The organism is Corallococcus sp. bb12-1, assembly GCF_026626765.1.
GTDB classification, from domain to species: Bacteria; Myxococcota; Myxococcia; order Myxococcales; family Myxococcaceae; genus Corallococcus; species Corallococcus terminator.
In genome coordinates, this window is record NZ_JAPNJZ010000010.1 from 169,988 (window position 1) to 186,412 (window position 16,425).

Annotated in this window: 14 protein-coding genes; 4 read left to right on the plus strand and 10 right to left on the minus strand. The window is 68.8% G+C overall.

Features of this window, described 5'->3' with window-relative positions:
* Position 1: 1 nt before the first annotated feature.
* The 8 genes from pilQ to OV208_RS14675 form a co-directional block, all read right to left on the minus strand.
* Positions 2-2,776, minus strand: a complete 2,775-nt coding sequence (gene pilQ / locus OV208_RS14640) for a type IV pilus secretin PilQ (RefSeq protein ID WP_267574444.1) — start codon at positions 2,774-2,776, stop codon at positions 2-4.
* 54 nt (positions 2,777-2,830) lie between these two features.
* A complete protein-coding gene (locus tag OV208_RS14645; protein WP_267574445.1) occupies positions 2,831-3,394 on the minus strand; it encodes a pilus assembly protein PilP in 564 nt (187 codons plus the stop codon).
* 44 nt (positions 3,395-3,438) lie between these two features.
* Positions 3,439-4,065 (minus strand): type 4a pilus biogenesis protein PilO, encoded by a 627-nt coding sequence (locus tag OV208_RS14650; protein WP_120539797.1) that lies wholly within the window; start codon positions 4,063-4,065, stop codon positions 3,439-3,441.
* Between the two features lie 24 nt (positions 4,066-4,089).
* Complete coding sequence (locus tag OV208_RS14655) at positions 4,090-4,770, minus strand: PilN domain-containing protein (protein ID WP_267574446.1); 681 nt, start codon at positions 4,768-4,770, stop codon at positions 4,090-4,092.
* 29 nt (positions 4,771-4,799) lie between these two features.
* Positions 4,800-5,882, minus strand: coding sequence for a type IV pilus assembly protein PilM (gene pilM, locus OV208_RS14660; RefSeq protein ID WP_120539795.1), 1,083 nt, complete (start codon positions 5,880-5,882; stop codon positions 4,800-4,802).
* 247 nt (positions 5,883-6,129) lie between these two features.
* Complete coding sequence (locus OV208_RS14665) at positions 6,130-7,542, minus strand: sigma-54-dependent transcriptional regulator (protein WP_267574447.1); 1,413 nt, start codon at positions 7,540-7,542, stop codon at positions 6,130-6,132.
* An 18-nt stretch (positions 7,543-7,560) separates the two neighbouring features.
* Positions 7,561-8,679: a sensor histidine kinase gene (locus OV208_RS14670; RefSeq protein WP_267574448.1), complete on the minus strand. Its 1,119-nt coding sequence runs from the start codon at positions 8,677-8,679 to the stop codon at positions 7,561-7,563.
* Positions 8,680-8,701: 22 nt separating this feature from the next.
* Entirely contained in the window at positions 8,702-9,745 is a 1,044-nt protein-coding gene (locus OV208_RS14675; protein WP_267574449.1) for a prepilin peptidase, read from the minus strand.
* Positions 9,746-9,963: 218 nt separating this feature from the next.
* Here OV208_RS14675 and OV208_RS14680 point away from each other — a divergent pair, with 218 nt between their 5' ends.
* The 4 genes from OV208_RS14680 to OV208_RS14695 all read left to right on the plus strand — a co-directional run bounded on the left by OV208_RS14680 (position 9,964) and on the right by OV208_RS14695 (position 13,363).
* Positions 9,964-10,593, plus strand: a complete 630-nt coding sequence (locus OV208_RS14680) for a type IV pilin protein (protein WP_324291382.1) — start codon at positions 9,964-9,966, stop codon at positions 10,591-10,593.
* Between the two features lie 123 nt (positions 10,594-10,716).
* Positions 10,717-11,622, plus strand: coding sequence for a pilus assembly protein PilG (locus tag OV208_RS14685; protein WP_267574450.1), 906 nt, complete (start codon positions 10,717-10,719; stop codon positions 11,620-11,622).
* Complete coding sequence (locus tag OV208_RS14690) at positions 11,619-12,599, plus strand: ABC transporter ATP-binding protein (protein ID WP_267574451.1); 981 nt, start codon at positions 11,619-11,621, stop codon at positions 12,597-12,599. The genes OV208_RS14685 and OV208_RS14690 overlap by 4 nt, the downstream gene beginning before the upstream one ends.
* Positions 12,596-13,363, plus strand: coding sequence for an ABC transporter permease (locus OV208_RS14695; RefSeq protein ID WP_267574452.1), 768 nt, complete (start codon positions 12,596-12,598; stop codon positions 13,361-13,363). Before OV208_RS14690 ends, OV208_RS14695 begins: the two co-directional genes overlap by 4 nt.
* 42 nt (positions 13,364-13,405) lie before the next feature.
* Here the strand turns inward: OV208_RS14695 and OV208_RS14700 are convergent, their stop codons facing one another.
* Together OV208_RS14700 and OV208_RS14705 are read right to left on the minus strand one after the other, a co-directional pair.
* Positions 13,406-14,839, minus strand: coding sequence for a sigma-54-dependent transcriptional regulator (locus OV208_RS14700; protein ID WP_267574453.1), 1,434 nt, complete (start codon positions 14,837-14,839; stop codon positions 13,406-13,408).
* Positions 14,836-16,425 carry a two-component system sensor histidine kinase NtrB gene (locus OV208_RS14705; RefSeq protein ID WP_267574454.1) on the minus strand — a complete coding sequence of 530 codons (1,590 nt, stop codon included), beginning with the start codon at positions 16,423-16,425 and terminating at the stop codon, positions 14,836-14,838. The genes OV208_RS14700 and OV208_RS14705 overlap by 4 nt, the downstream gene beginning before the upstream one ends.

Below are 16,425 nucleotides of genomic sequence, written 5' to 3' on the forward strand. Positions count from 1 at the left end.
CCTAGAGGCTCTGCGCGATGGTCTGCCGGTTGAGGATGCGGGGCGTGATGAAGATGAGCAGTTCCTGGCGGTCGTCGGTTTCCAAGGTGCTCTTGAAGAAGAAGCCCAGCACGGGGATCTTCGACAGGAAGGGCACCGATTCGCGGGAGGTGCTGCCCCGGCGCACGTAGATGCCACCGATGACGGTGGTATCGCCGTCCTTCACCAGGACCTGCGTGTTGGCCTCCTTGCGCTGGATGGACGGCTGACCGTTGGCACCCGTGTTGGACGGGTCCGGCTGGTTGTTCTGCGCCTGGATGGACATCAGGATGCTGCCGTCCTGGGTGATGTGCGGCGTGACTTCCAGCGACAGACGCGCTTCGATGAAGGTCGTGTTCACGCCGCTCGCCGACGTCTGGCTGAACGGGATGGACAGACCCTGGCTGATGCGGGCCGTGTTGTTGTCCAGCGTCGTCACCTTGGGCGACGAGATGGTCTTGATCGTGCCCTCGGACTCCGCCGCAGACAGGCGCAGGTTGAGCTGGAGCGCGCCGCCCGCGGAACCGAAGGCGAAGCCCATGGCACCACCGATGCCCTGGCCCACGGCCGCCGGCAGGTTCACCGCGAAGTTGGGCGCCGACGGGACGCCCGCGGCCGTGCCCGGAGAGCCACCCGTCACGCCCACCGTGCTGGGGAAGATGAGGCCGGTGGGGTTGCCGGTCGCCGGCGACAGACGCGCCTGACCGCCCCACTGCACGCCCAGGTTGCGACTGAACGTGGTGGTCGCCTCCACGATGCGGCTCTCGATGAGGACCTGCGGCGTCTGCGTGTCCAGGCTGCGCACCAGGGCGCGCGCCTTCTCCGTGTTGGAGCGGATGTCCTTGATGATGAGCACGTTGGTGCGAACGTCCACCGACACCGAGCCGCGGTCGCTGAGCACATCCTTGACCCGCGACGACATGTCACCGGCCACCGCGTAGTTCACCGGCACCAGGCTGACCAGCAGGTCCTCCTGCTGCTGCAGGGACTTCTTGCGCTCCTGGCGCAGCCGCGCCTCCTCTTCCAGGGTCTTCAGGGGCGCGATGCGGATGATGTTGCCCACCTGCTCCTGGCCCAGCTGCTTGGTGCGCAGGATGAGGTCCAGCGCCTGGTCCCAGGGAACATTGCGAAGGCGGATGGTCACGCGGCCCGACACGTCGTCGGCCACCACGATGTTGCGCTTGGAGATCTCCGCGATGACGCGCAGCAGGTTCTGGATCTCGATGTCCTTGAACTCGAAGGACACGCGCTTGCCACGGTAGCGAGCCTGCTGGGGCGCGCCTTCCGCCGCGTACGCCGGCGCCTCGGCCGTGAAGCCGGCGGTGCGCTGGGTGACGGCGACCTCCTCCGTCTTCACGCCCTGCACATCCAGCCGCCAGCTCAGGGTGTTGGCGCCCTGGGTGACGTTCTCCTCGATGGCGCCGTCGGCGGCGACCACCACGCGCACCTTGCGGCCCTCTCCGGGGACGCTGAAGGCGCTGATCATCTTCACCGGCGTGTCCAGCGCGCTGGTGTCCAGGCTGCGCTCCAGCTTCTTGGGCAGCCGCGCGTTGTCCAGCGTCAGCACCGCGCTGCGCGGATCCGGCCGGTCCACCTTCCACGTCGTCGCGCCGGACAGCTTCAGCTGCACGCGACCACCAGAGGCGCTCTCGTCGAAGGACAGGTCCTTGACCTCCACCGCCTGGGGCTGCGGGGCCGCCTGGGCCACGACGGCCGGCGCGGACTTCGGCGCCTCCACGGGCAGGGGCTGCGGGCGCAGGGGTTCGGTCTCCGCCACCGCGTCGCGGGGCGTGGAAGGCTTCGGCTTGCGCGCCACCGCGGCGCCCAGCACCACCTCCAGGCCGCGCTCGGAGCGGTCCACGCGGTAGGCGGGCATGTCGCCCTTCGCCACCAGGACCAGGCGGACCTTGTCCTCATGGGCGCCCACGCGCACGTCCTTGAGCAGGTTGCCCTTCACCTTGGGCGCCTTCGCGCTCAGGCCCACGCCGTAGACATCCACGGCGAGACGGGGGGGATCCACCAGCTCCAGGACCTCGTAGCGCGCGATGTCGCCATCGGCGCCCACGCGCAGCGCGTCGCCGTCCAGGGACAGCCGGGTGATGCGCTGGGCCGGGTGGGCCACCTCGCGCTCATCCGCCTCCGTGGCGACCACGTTCTCGCGGCCCGGCGTCTGGGACGGAGCGGCCTTGGCGGCAGCGCCCTCCTCCGGCACCACGGCCACCATCGCCTCCACGACAGGCGCCGGCGCGGCCTTCACGGGAGCGGGCTTCGGCGCGGCGGCGACAGCCACCGGTTCGGCCTGCTTCGGAGCCACGGGCGCCTGGGCGGTCACGGTGGCGGGGGCCACCGACGAACCGTCCACGGAGATGACGACGCGGTTGCCCTCGGCGCGCACGTCGTACTGGGACGCCTGGTCGAGCGCCACCAGCACACGGCCCACACTGGCGCGTGCGTCGGAGAACTGGGCGGCCACCACGCCGGACACCGGACCGGTGCCGTCATGATGTCCCTTGATGCCCGTGGCATCCGCGGACGACAGGTCCACCACCAGCCGCTCCGGCCCACTGAGCCGGAAGACGGTGAAGGTAGGCGGCCGGGTCCCGGTCACCACGACCTGGGCACCAGCTCCCGTCCGCGACACCTGCAGGTCGCGCAGCGTATTCAGATCCGCGCCGTACACATTGGCGCTTGCCAGGACGACCGCCCATGCGGTCGCCATGAACCACTTGCCCCTCGTCACAGCGCTCTGCTCGAGCATGCGTCCCCTCAACAAGTTGGTGCGGGCGACTGCCCGCGGGCGCGCCGTGGGGCGCTACTCCCAGTTCTTGCCCGTCATCAGGTTGTAGGCGGGGTCTTTTACGCCATCTGCCTTGAGGTGCAGGCTCACCGGATTGCTGATGAGCTCGCCCTTGGCACCCGTGAAGACCTCGGTGACGGTGACCGAGTCCCGGAGGATCTGGGTCACCTTACCGCCCTGGCGCCCCACCCGGGTGTTACGCCGGACGATATGGCCCCGGCCCAGCGGATCCTCCACCATCGCCAGCGGACTGGCGTCCCCTGTCACGACCGCCACCAGCTTGAGCTGGTCGAGGTCGAACACGCACAGGGGTTCGTTGCAGGCGCGCTCCGGTGCATCGCGCGCCACCGGTCCCAGCTCCTCCAGCGGACTCCGGAACGGATCCCGCTTGCCCACGGGACTGTAGGTGTAGACGAAACCTGGCACCGTCGACACCTCGGCCTTCGCCATCACCTGTGCCACGGCGGGGGCCGCAGCCTTGGGTTTGGCGGGAGGCTTGCTGGCCGGAGGCGTCTCCCCACAGGCAGACAAGGTCAGCACCAGCACCGCAGCAGTCATCGTGGACTTGAACGTCTTCATCCGCGTCATCCCTTGTCGCCCCAGTTGCCGGGCGGATCAAGTTTCTAGTTTTTCTTCTTCTCGACGGGCTTCTTCGGGTCGGCGGCGACGGCGGGCTTCGTTTCGACGAACCGGAACGTCGTCGCCAGGAAGCTGCTCTGGAGGACCACCTTCTCGTTCTTCAGGGCCGCGCCATCGAGCTTGATGTTGTTGACGTTCACGATGCGGCGCATGTTCGCCATCTCCTGCAGGAACATGGCGATCTCGTGGTAGTTGCCGCTCACCGTCATCTTGATGGGGATGCGCGCGAAGAACTCGCCGCCGCTGACGTACTCCTTGTCAGGCTCCACGCGGGCGATCTCCAGGCCGGACTTCTTGCCGATGTCGTTGATCTGCGCGAGCAGCTCTTCCATGTCGCGCCGCTCCGGCAGCTCCGTGAGGGCCTCCGCCAGCTTCTGCTCCAAAACGTCCATCTCGCGACGGCGCTCGTTGAGGTTCTGGGCGATCTCGCTCTTCTCCGCGAGCTCCAGGTCCAACTTGCGCCGCTCCGCCGCCCGGGCGGTGATGGCCTCTTCCGTGGGCTGGATGGCGAGGAAGAAGTTGGCGACGGTCAGGATGACGACGAGTGCCGCGAGTCCGCCGAACTTCACCGCCGGCGGGGCCTTCGCGAGCTGATCCAGGTATTTGTCCATGACGTGGGGGTCCTTCGCCGCCTGCTAGATGGCGTAGTTGGCGGTGAGGGTGAGCTTGAAGTCGACCAGCGTGGGCGACCCGGCCGCGGTGGCCTTGGTCTGCACCGCGTTGGTCAGTTCGATGTTCTTGAAGAACGGCCGGATGTCGCCCACGGGGAACTCCTCCACGGAGGCGGTCTCCGTGTTGAAGAGCTCCACGCGGGTCGTCTTCGCGTCGCGGCGCTGCTCCACCAGGCGCCCCATGCCCTTGGGCGTCCACACCATGCCGCCCAGGCCGCGCATCAGTTCGGCGACCTCGTCGTGGCTGACGGCCGAACCGTTGATGGTGACGTTGTTGGACGCCTCCACGAAGTTCTTGAGCCAGACCTTCTTGGGGAGGGCGGACGACAGCGCGTCCAGCATGCGCACCGGCCCGTTGCGCCCCTTGCGCAGCGTGTCCAGCACGGCCAGCTTCTTCTCCACCTCGGTCTTGCGGGTGTTGATGTTGGTCACCTCGCCGATGACCTTCTCCAGCTCCGCGATCTTCGCCTTCGTCTGGGCGATGCCCTGCTTGGCACGCGTCAGGTCGCCATCGCGATCCGCGTACCAGAAGTAGTTGCCCACCACCGCGGCGATCAGGACCGCGGCGTAGACGACCAGCACCTGCTGGCCCATCTCGCGCTTCTTCACCGCCCGGACGGGCAGCAGATTGATTCGAATCATCATGTGCGTCATCTCCTCGCGGCCAGAGCGGTTCAGCCCAGCTTGTCGCCCGGGCGCCGGAGCGCCAGTCCCACTGCCACCGCGGCCATGGGTGCCACGTCCATGATGAACGCGGGGTCGAACTTGCGGTTGTCCACTTCAATCTTCCGGAACGGGTTGAGGATCTCCACCGGCACGCCGGTCCGCGCCTCGATGGTCTTGAACAGGGCGGGAATCTTCGCGGTGCCGCCGGAGAGGTAGACCTTGGTGAAGTTCGAGTCCGCGGCGGTGCCCGCGTAGAAGTCCAGCGAGCGCTGGATTTCACCGGCGACCTGCTCCGCCACGCTGGAGAGCACCCGCTCCACGTCCTGGGGCACCACGGCGTCCGCGTCCGCTCGGTTGCCGCCGATCTTCAGCGCTTCGGCCTCCTCGTAGGAGACGTTGAGCTGCTTCTGGATCTCTTCGGTGAACTGGTTGCCACCGATGGTCACGTCGCGGGTGAACACCGTCACGCCGTTGGCGATGATGTTGATGTTCACCACGGAGGCGCCGGCGTTGATGAGGACGACGGTCTCCTTCTCCGGCAGCTCGTAGTTCGTGGAGAACATGTTCTGGACGGCGAACGCGTCCACGTCCACCACCACCGGCGACAGCCCCGCTTCGGAGACCACGGTGGTGTAGTCGTTGATCATGTCCTTCTTGGCGGCCACCAGCAGCACGTCCATCTGACCGGTGGCGTCGTTGCCGCCGCCGTCGAGGATCTGCGTGTCGATGTTCACGTCCTTCACGTCGAAGGGGATGTACTGCTCCGCCTCCCACTGGATGCTCTCCTCGAGCTCTTCCTGGCTCATGCGAGGCATCTGGATCTTCTTGATGATGACCGAGTGGCCGGACACGCCGATGGCGACGTCCTTGCCCTTCACCTTCAGCTCCGCCATCAGCTCCTGCACGGCCTGCACGATGGCCGTGGAGTTCATCAGGGCGCCGTCGACGATGGCTTCGGGAGGCAGCGGTTTCATTCCGAAGCTTTGCAGGGCGTAGCCCACTTCACCGCGCTTGCGCTGCTCCTTGAGCATGATCATCTTGATCGACGTCGACCCGATATCCAGCCCAAGTGCCAGTTTGCCCTTCGCCATGCGTAACTCCATCGGAGAGGCGGCCAGCGTAGCACCGGCTTGATACCCCTCCTAAAAAGTGCTTGGCGCCCGGCCGCCCATCGGACGGGGGAGCGCCGCAAAGACCGACGACAGCCGCTCGCCCCCTGACGTACCGCCGCGGAGGCCCGATTTTCCGGCCCCAGCCGCGTTCCGTCAAATGGCCGCGGATGATTCCTGCCAGGTCGGGTCGCCAGGCGACCCTCTCCCCTGCCCTTGGGTCCCTCCTTCAGCCCCGGAGCGCCTCCGCGTCGGGATCAATGCCGTACTCCTTGATCTTGTACAGGAGGGCGCGGTGGCTGATGTCCAGGACCTCCGCCGCCCGGGTGCGATTGCCCTTCGTACGACGAAGCGCTGCCCGGATGTAGGACTCCTCCATCTCCCGGATGGCTCGCTTGAGCGACAGGTCGCCTGCGGTCTGTAGCGGCGACGCCGTCCCGGCGGACGCGGGTGCGGAAGCCGCCCACAACTTCTCCGGCAGGCTGCCGGGCGCGATCAGGATGCCCTCTTCCAGCAGCACCGCGCGCTCCATGGCGTTCTCCAGTTCGCGCACGTTGCCCGGCCAGGCGTAGGCCGTCAGCAGGGCCTCCGCTTCCGGGGTGAACCCCTGCACCGGCGGGTCCCGGTTGAGCTCGCGGTTGAAGCGACCCAGGAAGGAGCGGGCGAGCAGCGGGATGTCCTCGCGGCGCTCGCGCAGGGGCGGCAGGGCGAGGTTCACGACGTTGAGCCGGTAGTAGAGGTCCTCGCGGAACTCGCCCTTCTCCACCAGCCGGCCCAGGTCGCGCAGCGTGGCGGCCACCACGCGCACGTCCACGCGCTCCACGCGGCTTTCACCCACCGGGCGGATCTCCCCCTCCTGCAACACGCGCAAGAGCTTCACCTGCGCGCCCAGGGGCAGCTCTCCCACCTCGTCGAGGAAGAGCGTGCCGCCGTCGGCCTCCGCGAACAGGCCCCGGCGGGCGGTGCGCGCGTCGGTGAAGGCGCCCTTCGCGTGGCCGAACAGCTCGCTCTCCAGGAGGCCGTGGGGGATGGCGCCGCAGTTGACGGCCACGAAGGCCATGGCGGAGCGGCGACTCTTGCCGTGCAGTTCGCGGGCGATGAGCTCCTTGCCGGTGCCGCTCTCCCCGGAGATGAGCACGGTGGTGTCCACCGGGGCCACGCGCGCCACCTGCTTGAGCACCGCCTGGAGCGCGGCGCTCTCCCCCAGGATGTGGCCCAGCGACGCGCCGGGCAGGTGGGCCTCGTGCAGGCGCCGGTTCTCCCGCAGCAGCCGTTCGCGCTCCTCGGCCTTGCGCAGGACGAAGACGATCTCCTCCGGCTTGAAGGGCTTCTGGACGTAGTCGTACGCCCCTGCCTGCACCGCCTCCAGCGCCTGCTCCTGGGAGCCGTAGGCGCTCATCACCACCACGGTGAGGCCCGGCTGGTCGGCGAGGACCGCGCGCAGCACCGACAACCCGTCGCGCTTGGGCATGCGCACGTCGCACAGCAGGACGTCGTAGGGGCGCGCGGACAGCTCTCGCAGGGCCTCTTCGCCGTCGGCGACGGCGCGCACCTCGTAGCCCTTGTCGTTGAGCACCAGGGTGAGGATGTGGCGGATGGACGGCTCGTCGTCGGCGACGAGAACGGTGCGGAAGAGGGACATGGGCTTGGGCGCAGCGTATCAGACGGCGGGAAGCGACAGCCGGAAGCAGGCGCCGCCCCCTTCGCCGTCGCGGGCCTCCAGCCGTCCGCCCATGCCCTGCGCCAGGTTCAGCGACACCGCGAGCCCCAGGCCCGTGCCCTGCCGGCCCTTGGTGGTGAAGAACGGTTCGAAGAGGTGCGCGCGCACCTCCGGCGACAGGCCCGGGCCGCTGTCCTCCACCTCCACGAACAGGAGTGAGTCCTCGCGCCGGGTGGAGATGCGCACCTGCCCCTGCCCACCCATGGCCTGCGCGGCGTTGAGCATCAGGTTGATGAGGATCTGCGACAGGGGCCCTGGATCCGCGCGCGCCAACAGGCCGGGCGTCAGCGCCAGCGTCACGTCCACGCGTTCCAGCTCCGGTCCGGCGCGCACCAGGCGCACGCACGTCTCCACCACCTGCCCCACGTCCACCGGCACGGGCTGGGCGCTGCCGGGGCGCCCCAGGTCCAGCAGGCCCCGCACGATGCGGTCGATGCGCAGCACCTCGTGGTCGATGCGCTCCAAGAAGTCCTTCACCTCTGGCCCTTCCGCCTTCATCCGCGCCAGGGAGAGGTAGCCCAGGATGCCCGCCAGCGGATTGCCCACCTCGTGCGCCACGCCCGCGGCCAGCTTTCCCACGGTGGCCAGCCGCTCCGACGCGACCAGCTCCGTCTGCGCCCGCGCGAGCCGGGAGTTCGCCTCGCGCAGCGCCTCCAGTTGAGAGCGCGTGAGGGCCTGCTCCTGGCGCAGCGCATCCGCCATGCGCTGCAGCGCGCGCTGGATGCGCGACAGGAGCGGTCCGCCCTGCCCCGCCAGCGGCACGTCCAACTGCAGCCGGCCCAGTTGCTCCACGGCGGCTTCGGTGGCGCGCAGCGGACGGCCCACCGTGAGGTCCAACACCACGTAGGCCAGCACCGTCAGCACCACCAGGTCCAGCCCCAGCGCCAGGGGCAGGAAGGTGCGGATGCGCGCGAGCCCCTCCGCCTCCGGCGTCCCGGGATCCGCCAGCCGCCGCGCCACGTCCAGCAGGCGGATCAACACCGGTTGCAGCGTGAGCCAGGACAGGCCCGTGGACAGCGAGCCCAGCAGGAAGGCCACGCTCGCGATGCGCCACTTCATCCGCGCACCGGCGACCCGCCCCTCACTGCGTCCCCCCGAGCATCATCGCCACCTCCAGCGGCAGCACGCGGGCAATCCAGGGCCCCAGCAACATCACCTCCAGCCCCGCCAGCGCCAGCCACGGGCCAAACGGGATGTTGGTGGGACCGGGCACCCACTCCTCTTCTTCTCCCGTCTCGTCCAGGGGCGCGTCCGGGATGGGCTGGAAGAGCAGGCACGGAATGACCAGCGCCACGCGCTTCCACCAGGGCAGGCCGGGCTTCGTGAACTCCCACGTCATCGTGGACTCGGGCTCCTCCGCGTCCTCAGAAGGAGACGCCTTGGACGGATCTACCTTCTCCTCCTCCGCGCCACCGGGGCCCGCCCGACCCGTGATGGCGAGCAGCACCACGCCCACGACCGCGCCCTGGAACGACGAGAAGAAGAGGATGCCGAGCAGCGACTGCCAGCCCAGGAACGCGCCCAACAGCGCGACGAGGAACTTGTCCCCGCCGCCCAGCGCCTCCTTCTTGAAGGCCTTCCAGCCCACGTACTCCATGAAGCGGAAGGTGAGGAAGCCCACCGACGCGCCCACCACCGCGCGGATCACCGCGTCCTGGCCCAGGGGAATCGCCAGCAGGACGCCCGCCACGATGCCCGGCACCGTGAGCGAGAACGGGAGGATCCAATGCTCCAGATCAATGAAGGTGAGCGGCACCAGCAGACAGACGAGCACCAGCGCGGGCACGAGCGGATACGTCCAGTCGAAGCGCTTGAGGCACGCGAGGAACAACAGCCCCGTGAGCAGCTCCACCAGGACGTAGCGCGGTGAGATGGGCATGCCGCAGCCGCGGCACTTGCCTCGCAGGCCCAGCCACGACAGCACCGGGATGTTCTCGTACCAGGACAGCACGTGCCCGCACTTGGGGCAGCGCGAACCCGGCCGCACGATGCTCAGCCCTTCCGGCACTCGCGCGATGACGACGTTGAGGAAGGAGCCGAAGCACAGGCCCAGGAAGAACAGGAAGAGGATGAAGAGGGGCTCGGCCCAGCCCGGCGCGTAGGTGAACGTCACGGAGCCGGGCATCCTACAAGCCGCTCCAGTCACTGGCGACTTCGTGGCGGACGACGAAAACCGTCAGCGTCAGTGACAAAAATTGGCAGGCCAGCAGGCGTGCCGCGCCTGAGGTGGGCTGCCCTTTGAGGGAATCCAAGCGGTTGGCCGAATTGTTCGCGGTGGCACTCTTCGTGCTAAGCCTTCCCCCGTCGTTCAACCCCCCTCTGCCTGCTGCGGAGTTCCCAAACATGATGAACCGTCTCTTCCGGAAGAAGGGTGGCTTCACCCTCATCGAGCTGATGATCGTGGTCGCCATCATCGGCATCCTGGCCGCCATCGCCATCCCGAACTTCATCCGCTTCCAGGCGAAGTCCAAGCAGTCGGAGGCGAAGACGAACCTGAAGGCCATCTTCACGGCCCAGAAGGCGTACTTCGGTGAGAAGGACAAGTACCAGGTGAACTTCACGGTCATCGGCTTCGATCCCGAGGCCGGCAACCGCTACAGCTACGGCATGGCCACTGGCTGCGCCGCCGCCGTTGACGCGACCCAGACGGCCCGCCGCGCTGGCGCCGTCCTCGGCTGCATCGGCCAGGACGCGCTGAAGTTCCCCACCGCTCCTGCGGCGGCGGACGCCGTCACCGCCGTTGGCGTGAACCCGGACATCCCCACGTGCCCGAACTGCTACTTCAACGCGACGGCGATCGGCAACGTGGACAACGATCCCGAAGGTGACACCTGGGGCATCACGTCCGCCACGGTCGCCGGTCAGGCCGCCATCCCGGATCCCTGCGGCATCGACCAGGACACGCCGAACGGCCTGAACCTGGTCGCTGGCGAGCCGACCAACGGTTTCAACGATGTGAGCTGCGGCGGTTGATTCGCTGCATGCTGTTTGAGCCGGTCTCGCCTGCTTCATTTGTTTCACCGACGCGGGCGTGACATGGCACAATCGACGGGGCGCCCGGGCATTTCGGGCGCCCTGTTGTCGTTTCGAGAGGCCATGCGAAAGCTGCCCCTGTTGCGATTCGTTCCGGGACTGCTGCTGGTAGCCCTCCTGTCAGCGCCGCCCGTGCCCCCGCGCAGGCAGGGCGGCGGGCCCCTGCTCCCCCGTCCCGACCTGCTCAAGGTGCTCTTCACCGCCCAGAAGGGGCTGGTGACGGACTACTTCTGGATCCTCATGCTCAACCGCATCGGGACGGCGGTGAAGCCGGAGGAGTACCGCCACATCTCCGACTACGCGGAGCTGGTCACGAACCTGGATCCGAAGTTCCGGCAGGCGTACCTCTACGGAGGCCTCACGATCCCTGTCTATCGGGGAGAGGGCCAGTATCTCAACACCGCGGAGTCCACGGCCCTGTTGCTCAAGGGCGTGGCGAATGTCCCCCACGACCAGCCCCTCACCTTCCAGCTCGCGTACAACCTGATGTTCTTCGAGCGGAAGTACAAGGAGGCCGCGGACCTGATCCTGGAGATGTCCCGGTGGGAGGGCGCCCCGGAATACTTCTCCGCGCTCGCGACGCGGCTGTACGCGCAGTCCGGGGACTTCGACGCGAGCATGTCGCTGACCGTCGCCCTGCGTGACAGCGCGGAGGATGAGGAGTCACGCACCTTCTACGAGCAGCGCATCCAGGAGATCCAACAGGAGCGCGTGCTGAAGGGCATCGACGCGGCCATCGCCCGCTACCGGGCCCGCGAAGGCCGCCTGCCCGAAACCCTGCCCGCGCTGGTGAGTGCGGGCGACCTGCGGCAGCTTCCCGCGGATCCGATGGGTGGAGAGTTCTTCCTGGGGCAGGACGGTCGGGCCTACTCCAACGTCTCCCGGTTCCGGTTGGAGCTCATCGAGGATGAGAAGACCGAAACCGGAGACCGCATCGTCCCCCAGCCCCGAACGACGACCGAGCCATGACGACTCCCAACCCTGACGCACCTCCCATCCTGGCCCAGGGGCTCGCCAAGACGTACAAGGTCGGCTTCTGGTTCAACCGCACCGTGCGCGCCCTGCAGTCGCTGGACCTCCAGGTGGGCGCCGGACAGATCTACGGCCTGCTCGGCCCCAACGGCGCCGGCAAGTCCACCACCATCAAGATCCTGATGAACCTGGTGCGCCCCAGCAGTGGGGTCGCGCGCATCTTCGGCCAGCCGGTGGATCAGGCTTCCACGCGGCGGCTGGTGGGCTTCCTTCCGGAGAACCCCGCCCCGTACGAGTACCTCACCGGCCGGGAGTTCGTGACGCTGGCCGGACAGCTCGCGGGCCTGAGCGGCCACGAACTGGACGGGCGCGTCACGGAGGTCCTGGGCGCGGTGGAGATGGCGGGTGCGGAGAAGCTGCAGATCCGCCGCTACTCCAAGGGCATGGTGCAGCGCGTGGCGCTGGCGCAGGCGCTGGTGAGCCGGCCGAAGCTGCTCATCCTGGACGAGCCCACGAGCGGCCTGGATCCGCTGGGCCGCCGCCAGATGCGCGACCTCATCCTCGCGGAGCGGGAGAAGGGCACCACGGTCCTCTTCTGCAGCCACATCATCCCGGACGTCGAGTCGCTGTGCGACCGGCTGGCGGTGCTGGTGGGCGGCCGGCTCGTGCGCGAAGGCAGCGTGCGGGAGCTGGTGTCCGCGCAGGTGCCCACGGTGGAGGTGGTGGTGGAGGGAATGGAACCGGACGCGGTGAAGGGGCTGGGCGTTCCCCTGGAGTCGCTCCAGGCGCTCGATGGGCGCGTGCTGCTCCAGGTGTCGGACGTGGACACGCAGCGGCTTCTCAGCGGGGTGCTGGGCGCCGGGGGCCGGGTGAACCAGGTGCAGCCAGCGCGGTTCTCGCTGGAGCAGCTGTTCATGAACGCGCTCAAGGAGTCCGGGCGCGCATCGACCGTGGGCGGGGAGATCAATACATGAGCGCCTTCAGCGCGATGATGTGGAATGGCTTTCGCGAGGCTCGCCGCAACCGGGTGACGGTGGTGGTGGGCGTGTTCGCCGCGGTGGTGCTGCTGTCCTCCACGTTGGTGACGGAAGTCACGGTCACCACGTTCGACCGCGTGCTGACGGACTTCGGCCTGGGGATGATGAGCATCATCCTCGTCTTCCTGGCGGTGTTCCTGTCGAGCAGCCTGCTCAGCCGTGAAATCGAGCGGCGCACCATCTTCCTGGTGGTGAGCAAGCCCGTCTCCCGCACCCAGTTCCTGCTGGCGCGGTTGGCCGGCACCATGCTGACGCTGGGCGCGTTGCTGGTGGCGATGACGCTCGTCTTCCTCAGTCAGCTGCTGCTGTTCCGAGCGGACATCACGTCCACGCAGCTGCTCGCGAGCGCGGGCCTGTGGTTCGAGCTGCTCGTCATCAGCAGCGTGGGCATCCTCTTCTCCAGCTTCGCGGGCCCGGCGGTGTCGGCCATCGCCACCACGGGCCTGTACTTCACCGGGCACCTGACGGGCGACCTGTATGCCATCGCCAGCCGGTCGGAGAGTTCGTTCATCCAGGTGCTGGGCAAGGCCATCTATTACGCGCTGCCCAATCTGGAGCGGGTGAACTTCCGGCCGCAGGCCACCTACGCGCTGCCCGTGGACGCCAGCACCTTCCTGTCCGGTGTGGCCTACAGCGTCGCGTGGGCAGGCGTGCTTATCGCCCTGGCCACGGTCATCTTCGAGCGGCGCGACTTCCGCTGAGCAGCGCCTGGGCCCGCCGTCCCCGGAGCCTCGGGCGGGGCTTCAGGCCCGGGGCGTCGGTTCGTCCAGTTCGTCGGTGAGGCCGTGCTTGGCCAGCCGGTAGCGGAAGGAGCGGAAGGACAGCCCCAAAAGCTCCGCGGCGCGCGTCTTCACCCCTTGCGCCTGCTTGAGCGCGGCCAGCAGGTGGCGCCGCTCGCTGTCGTCCAGGTGCCGCTCCAGGTTGAAGCCCGCCCCCAGCGAGGGCTCGCCGCCCTCGGAGGAGCGGGCCTGCGGCTCCGCCTCGCCCCGCACGGTGGGCGGCAGCGTCGTGGGCCCCAGCAGGTCCGAGTCCGACAGCGTGGCCGCGCGCTCCACCATGTTCTGCAACTGGCGGACGTTGCCCGGGAAGGCATAGCGCTCCATCAGCGCCAGCGTCTCCGGGGCGAAGCGCAGCGCGGGCCGGCCCAGCTCCTCCGCCAACCGCGTCAGGAAATGGGTCGCGAGCGGAACGATGTCATCCGGGCGCTCCCGCAGGGAAGGCAGCTCCAGGGTGATGACGTTGAGCCGGTAGAAGAGGTCCTCCCGGAAGCGCCCCGCCTTCACCTCCGCCTCCAGCCGGCGGTTGGTGGCGGCGATGACACGCGCGTTGAAGGGAATCTCCGCCGCGCTACCCACGGGCTTCACCTTGCGCTCCTGCAACACGCGCAGCAGCTTCACCTGCGTGGACAAGGGCATCTCCCCCACTTCGTCCAGCATCACCGTGCCCTCGCCCGCGGACACCAGCAGGCCCTGCCGCTCATGGGTGGCGCCGGTGAAGGAGCCCTTCATGTGGCCGAACAGCTCGCTTTCCAGCACGCCCTCATTGAGGGCCCCGCAGTTGAAGGGCAGGAAGGGCTGGGCGGCGCGCTGGCCGCGCAGGTGGACGGCCCGGGCCACCAGTTCCTTGCCGGTGCCGCTCTCCCCCGTCACCAGCACCGTGCTGCGCCCCGGGGCCACCTTCTCCACCAGGTGCCACAGCGCGCGCATGCGGGGACTGGTGCCCACCATCAGCCCGCCCAGGCCGGGCAGCAGCCGCTGCTTGAGCGTGCTGTTCTCCTGGCGCAGCGCGCGCTTCTCCAGCGCCTTGTGCACGAGCAGCCGCAGCTCCTCGTTGTCGAAGGGCTTGCAGATGTAGTCGTAGGCGCCCTCGCGCATGGCCTCCACGGCGGACGTGGGCGTCCCGAAGGCGGTGATGAGCACCACCTCCGGCGGCTCCTTGCGCGCTCTGGCCGCCCGGAGCACGTCCAGGCCGCTGCCTCCCGGGCCCAGCCTCATGTCGGAGATGACCAGGTCCACGGAGTCCCGGGCCAGCACCTCGCAGGCGGGCGCCACCGCGGGCACGCTCGTCACCGCGTAGCCGTCCCGCACGAGCAGGATTTCGAGGTACTCGCGCATGGACAGCTCGTCGTCCACCACCAGCACGTGGCCGCGCGGGCCGCCTTCATGGAGCGTGCTCACAGCGGCAACCCCACCAGGAATTCGGTGCCTTCGTCCGGGTGCGACTTCACGCGGATGGTGCCGCCGTGCGCGCGGATGAGGGAGTGCGCGGTGGACAGGCCCAGCCCGGTGCCACCGCTGCGGGTGGTGAAGAACGGCTCGAACAGGTGTCCCATCATCTCCTCCGTGATGCTGCCGGCCGAGTCCCACACCCGAATCTGCGCCTCCTCGTTCGCGTGCGCCAGCGCCACGCGCACCGTTCCGCGAGCCCCCGCCGCCTGACAGCCGTTGCGCACCAGGTTGATGAGCACCTGGCGGAGCTGATCCGGATCCACCGGCACCGTCAGGGGCTGGGTCACCCGCACCTCCAGCGTCACCTCACGCGTGAGGGGGTCCGCGCGCAGCATGTCCACCGTCTCCGACACGAGCGTGTCCAGCGCCACCGGACGGCGCTGCGGCTGGGGCGGGCGGGCAAAGCGCAGGAAGTCCTCCACCAGCCGCGCCAGCCGGTCCGATTCGCGCGTGAGGATGCCGGTGAGCCGCTGCACCACCGCGTCCTTCGACTGCTCCTGCGCCAGCAGCTGCGCGGAGCCGCGCATGGCGGCCAGCGGGTTGCGCAGCTCGTGCGCGAGCTGCGCGGACAGGGTGCCCAGACTGGCCAGCCGGTCCGTGCGCTTCAGGTCCTCCTCCATGCGCCGCAGTTCGGTGAGGTCCTGGAAGACGATGAGCAGCGCACCCGCCTCGCCCTCCAGCGGCGACACAGACAGGCCCAGCACCCGCTTGCCACCGGGCGTCTGCACCGGCAGCTCGCCCCGGGTGGAGCGCGGCGCCAGCGTGGACACGCCCGGCAGGAGGTTCTCCAGGGGCTGGCCCAGGCAGGAGAAGTCATCCACATGGAGGATGCCGCTGCCCGCGGTGTTGAGGAAGGTGACGCGCCGGTGGACATCGCAGGTGAGGAGCCCCGACGGCATGGAGGACAGGATGAGCTGCTGGAGCCTTCCCAGCCGTCGCAGGTCCGCCTCGCTCTGGGACAGCGCGCCGCCGGTGGCGGACAGCTGGCGCGACAGGTAGCCGGACAGCACGGCGATGAGCACCAGCGCCAGCGCGTTGCTGCCCAGCACGAAGAGCACCCGCGCGGGCGACACCTCCACGCTGGTCACCGGCGTGGTGAGCCGGATGATGAGCAGCAGCGCGGTGAAGGCGAACGTGGACACGGCCGCGGCCACCAGCGCGCCCCGCCAGTCCAGCACCACCGCAGCGCCGATGACGGCCAGGCTGTAGAGGAACGTGAGGGGTGAGTCCGCGCCGCCGCTCAGGTACACGAGCCCGGTGGCGATGAGCACGTCGCCCACCACCTGCACCGTGGCGTCCAGGCGTCCGGCGGTGCCCCGGCGCAGCCGCAGGCCCGTCACCACGGTGAGCAGGTAGGCGCCCGCGATGACCGTGAACGACAGCGAGTCCGCGCGGCTGGGCTCCTGCACGGGCTGGGTCATCAACCGGACCACCGTCACGACGAGCGACAGGCTCGCCGCCACGGTGCGGAACAACACCAGCCACACCAGGCGCGAGCGCAGCCCCGGGGCCACGCTTCGCGCCGTGCTTCCCAT

Excerpts from the sequence above, each read along its gene's own strand:
- pilQ (WP_267574444.1), bottom strand. The coding sequence starts at position 2,776 with ATGCTCGAGCAGAGCGCTGTGACGAGGGGCAAGTGGTTCATGGCGACC.
- OV208_RS14690 (WP_267574451.1), top strand. The coding sequence starts at position 11,619 with ATGACGACTCCCAACCCTGACGCACCTCCCATCCTGGCCCAGGGGCTC.
- OV208_RS14685 (WP_267574450.1), top strand. The coding sequence starts at position 10,717 with ATGCGAAAGCTGCCCCTGTTGCGATTCGTTCCGGGACTGCTGCTGGTA.
- pilM (WP_120539795.1), bottom strand. The coding sequence starts at position 5,882 with ATGGCGAAGGGCAAACTGGCACTTGGGCTGGATATCGGGTCGACGTCG.
- OV208_RS14655 (WP_267574446.1), bottom strand. The coding sequence starts at position 4,770 with ATGATGATTCGAATCAATCTGCTGCCCGTCCGGGCGGTGAAGAAGCGC.
- OV208_RS14705 (WP_267574454.1), bottom strand. The coding sequence starts at position 16,425 with ATGGGAAGCACGGCGCGAAGCGTGGCCCCGGGGCTGCGCTCGCGCCTG.
- OV208_RS14675 (WP_267574449.1), bottom strand. The coding sequence starts at position 9,745 with ATGCCCGGCTCCGTGACGTTCACCTACGCGCCGGGCTGGGCCGAGCCC.
- OV208_RS14680 (WP_324291382.1), top strand. The coding sequence starts at position 9,964 with ATGATGAACCGTCTCTTCCGGAAGAAGGGTGGCTTCACCCTCATCGAG.
- OV208_RS14695 (WP_267574452.1), top strand. The coding sequence starts at position 12,596 with ATGAGCGCCTTCAGCGCGATGATGTGGAATGGCTTTCGCGAGGCTCGC.
- OV208_RS14645 (WP_267574445.1), bottom strand. The coding sequence starts at position 3,394 with ATGAAGACGTTCAAGTCCACGATGACTGCTGCGGTGCTGGTGCTGACC.
- OV208_RS14650 (WP_120539797.1), bottom strand. The coding sequence starts at position 4,065 with ATGGACAAATACCTGGATCAGCTCGCGAAGGCCCCGCCGGCGGTGAAG.
- OV208_RS14665 (WP_267574447.1), bottom strand. The coding sequence starts at position 7,542 with ATGTCCCTCTTCCGCACCGTTCTCGTCGCCGACGACGAGCCGTCCATC.
- OV208_RS14670 (WP_267574448.1), bottom strand. The coding sequence starts at position 8,679 with ATGAAGTGGCGCATCGCGAGCGTGGCCTTCCTGCTGGGCTCGCTGTCC.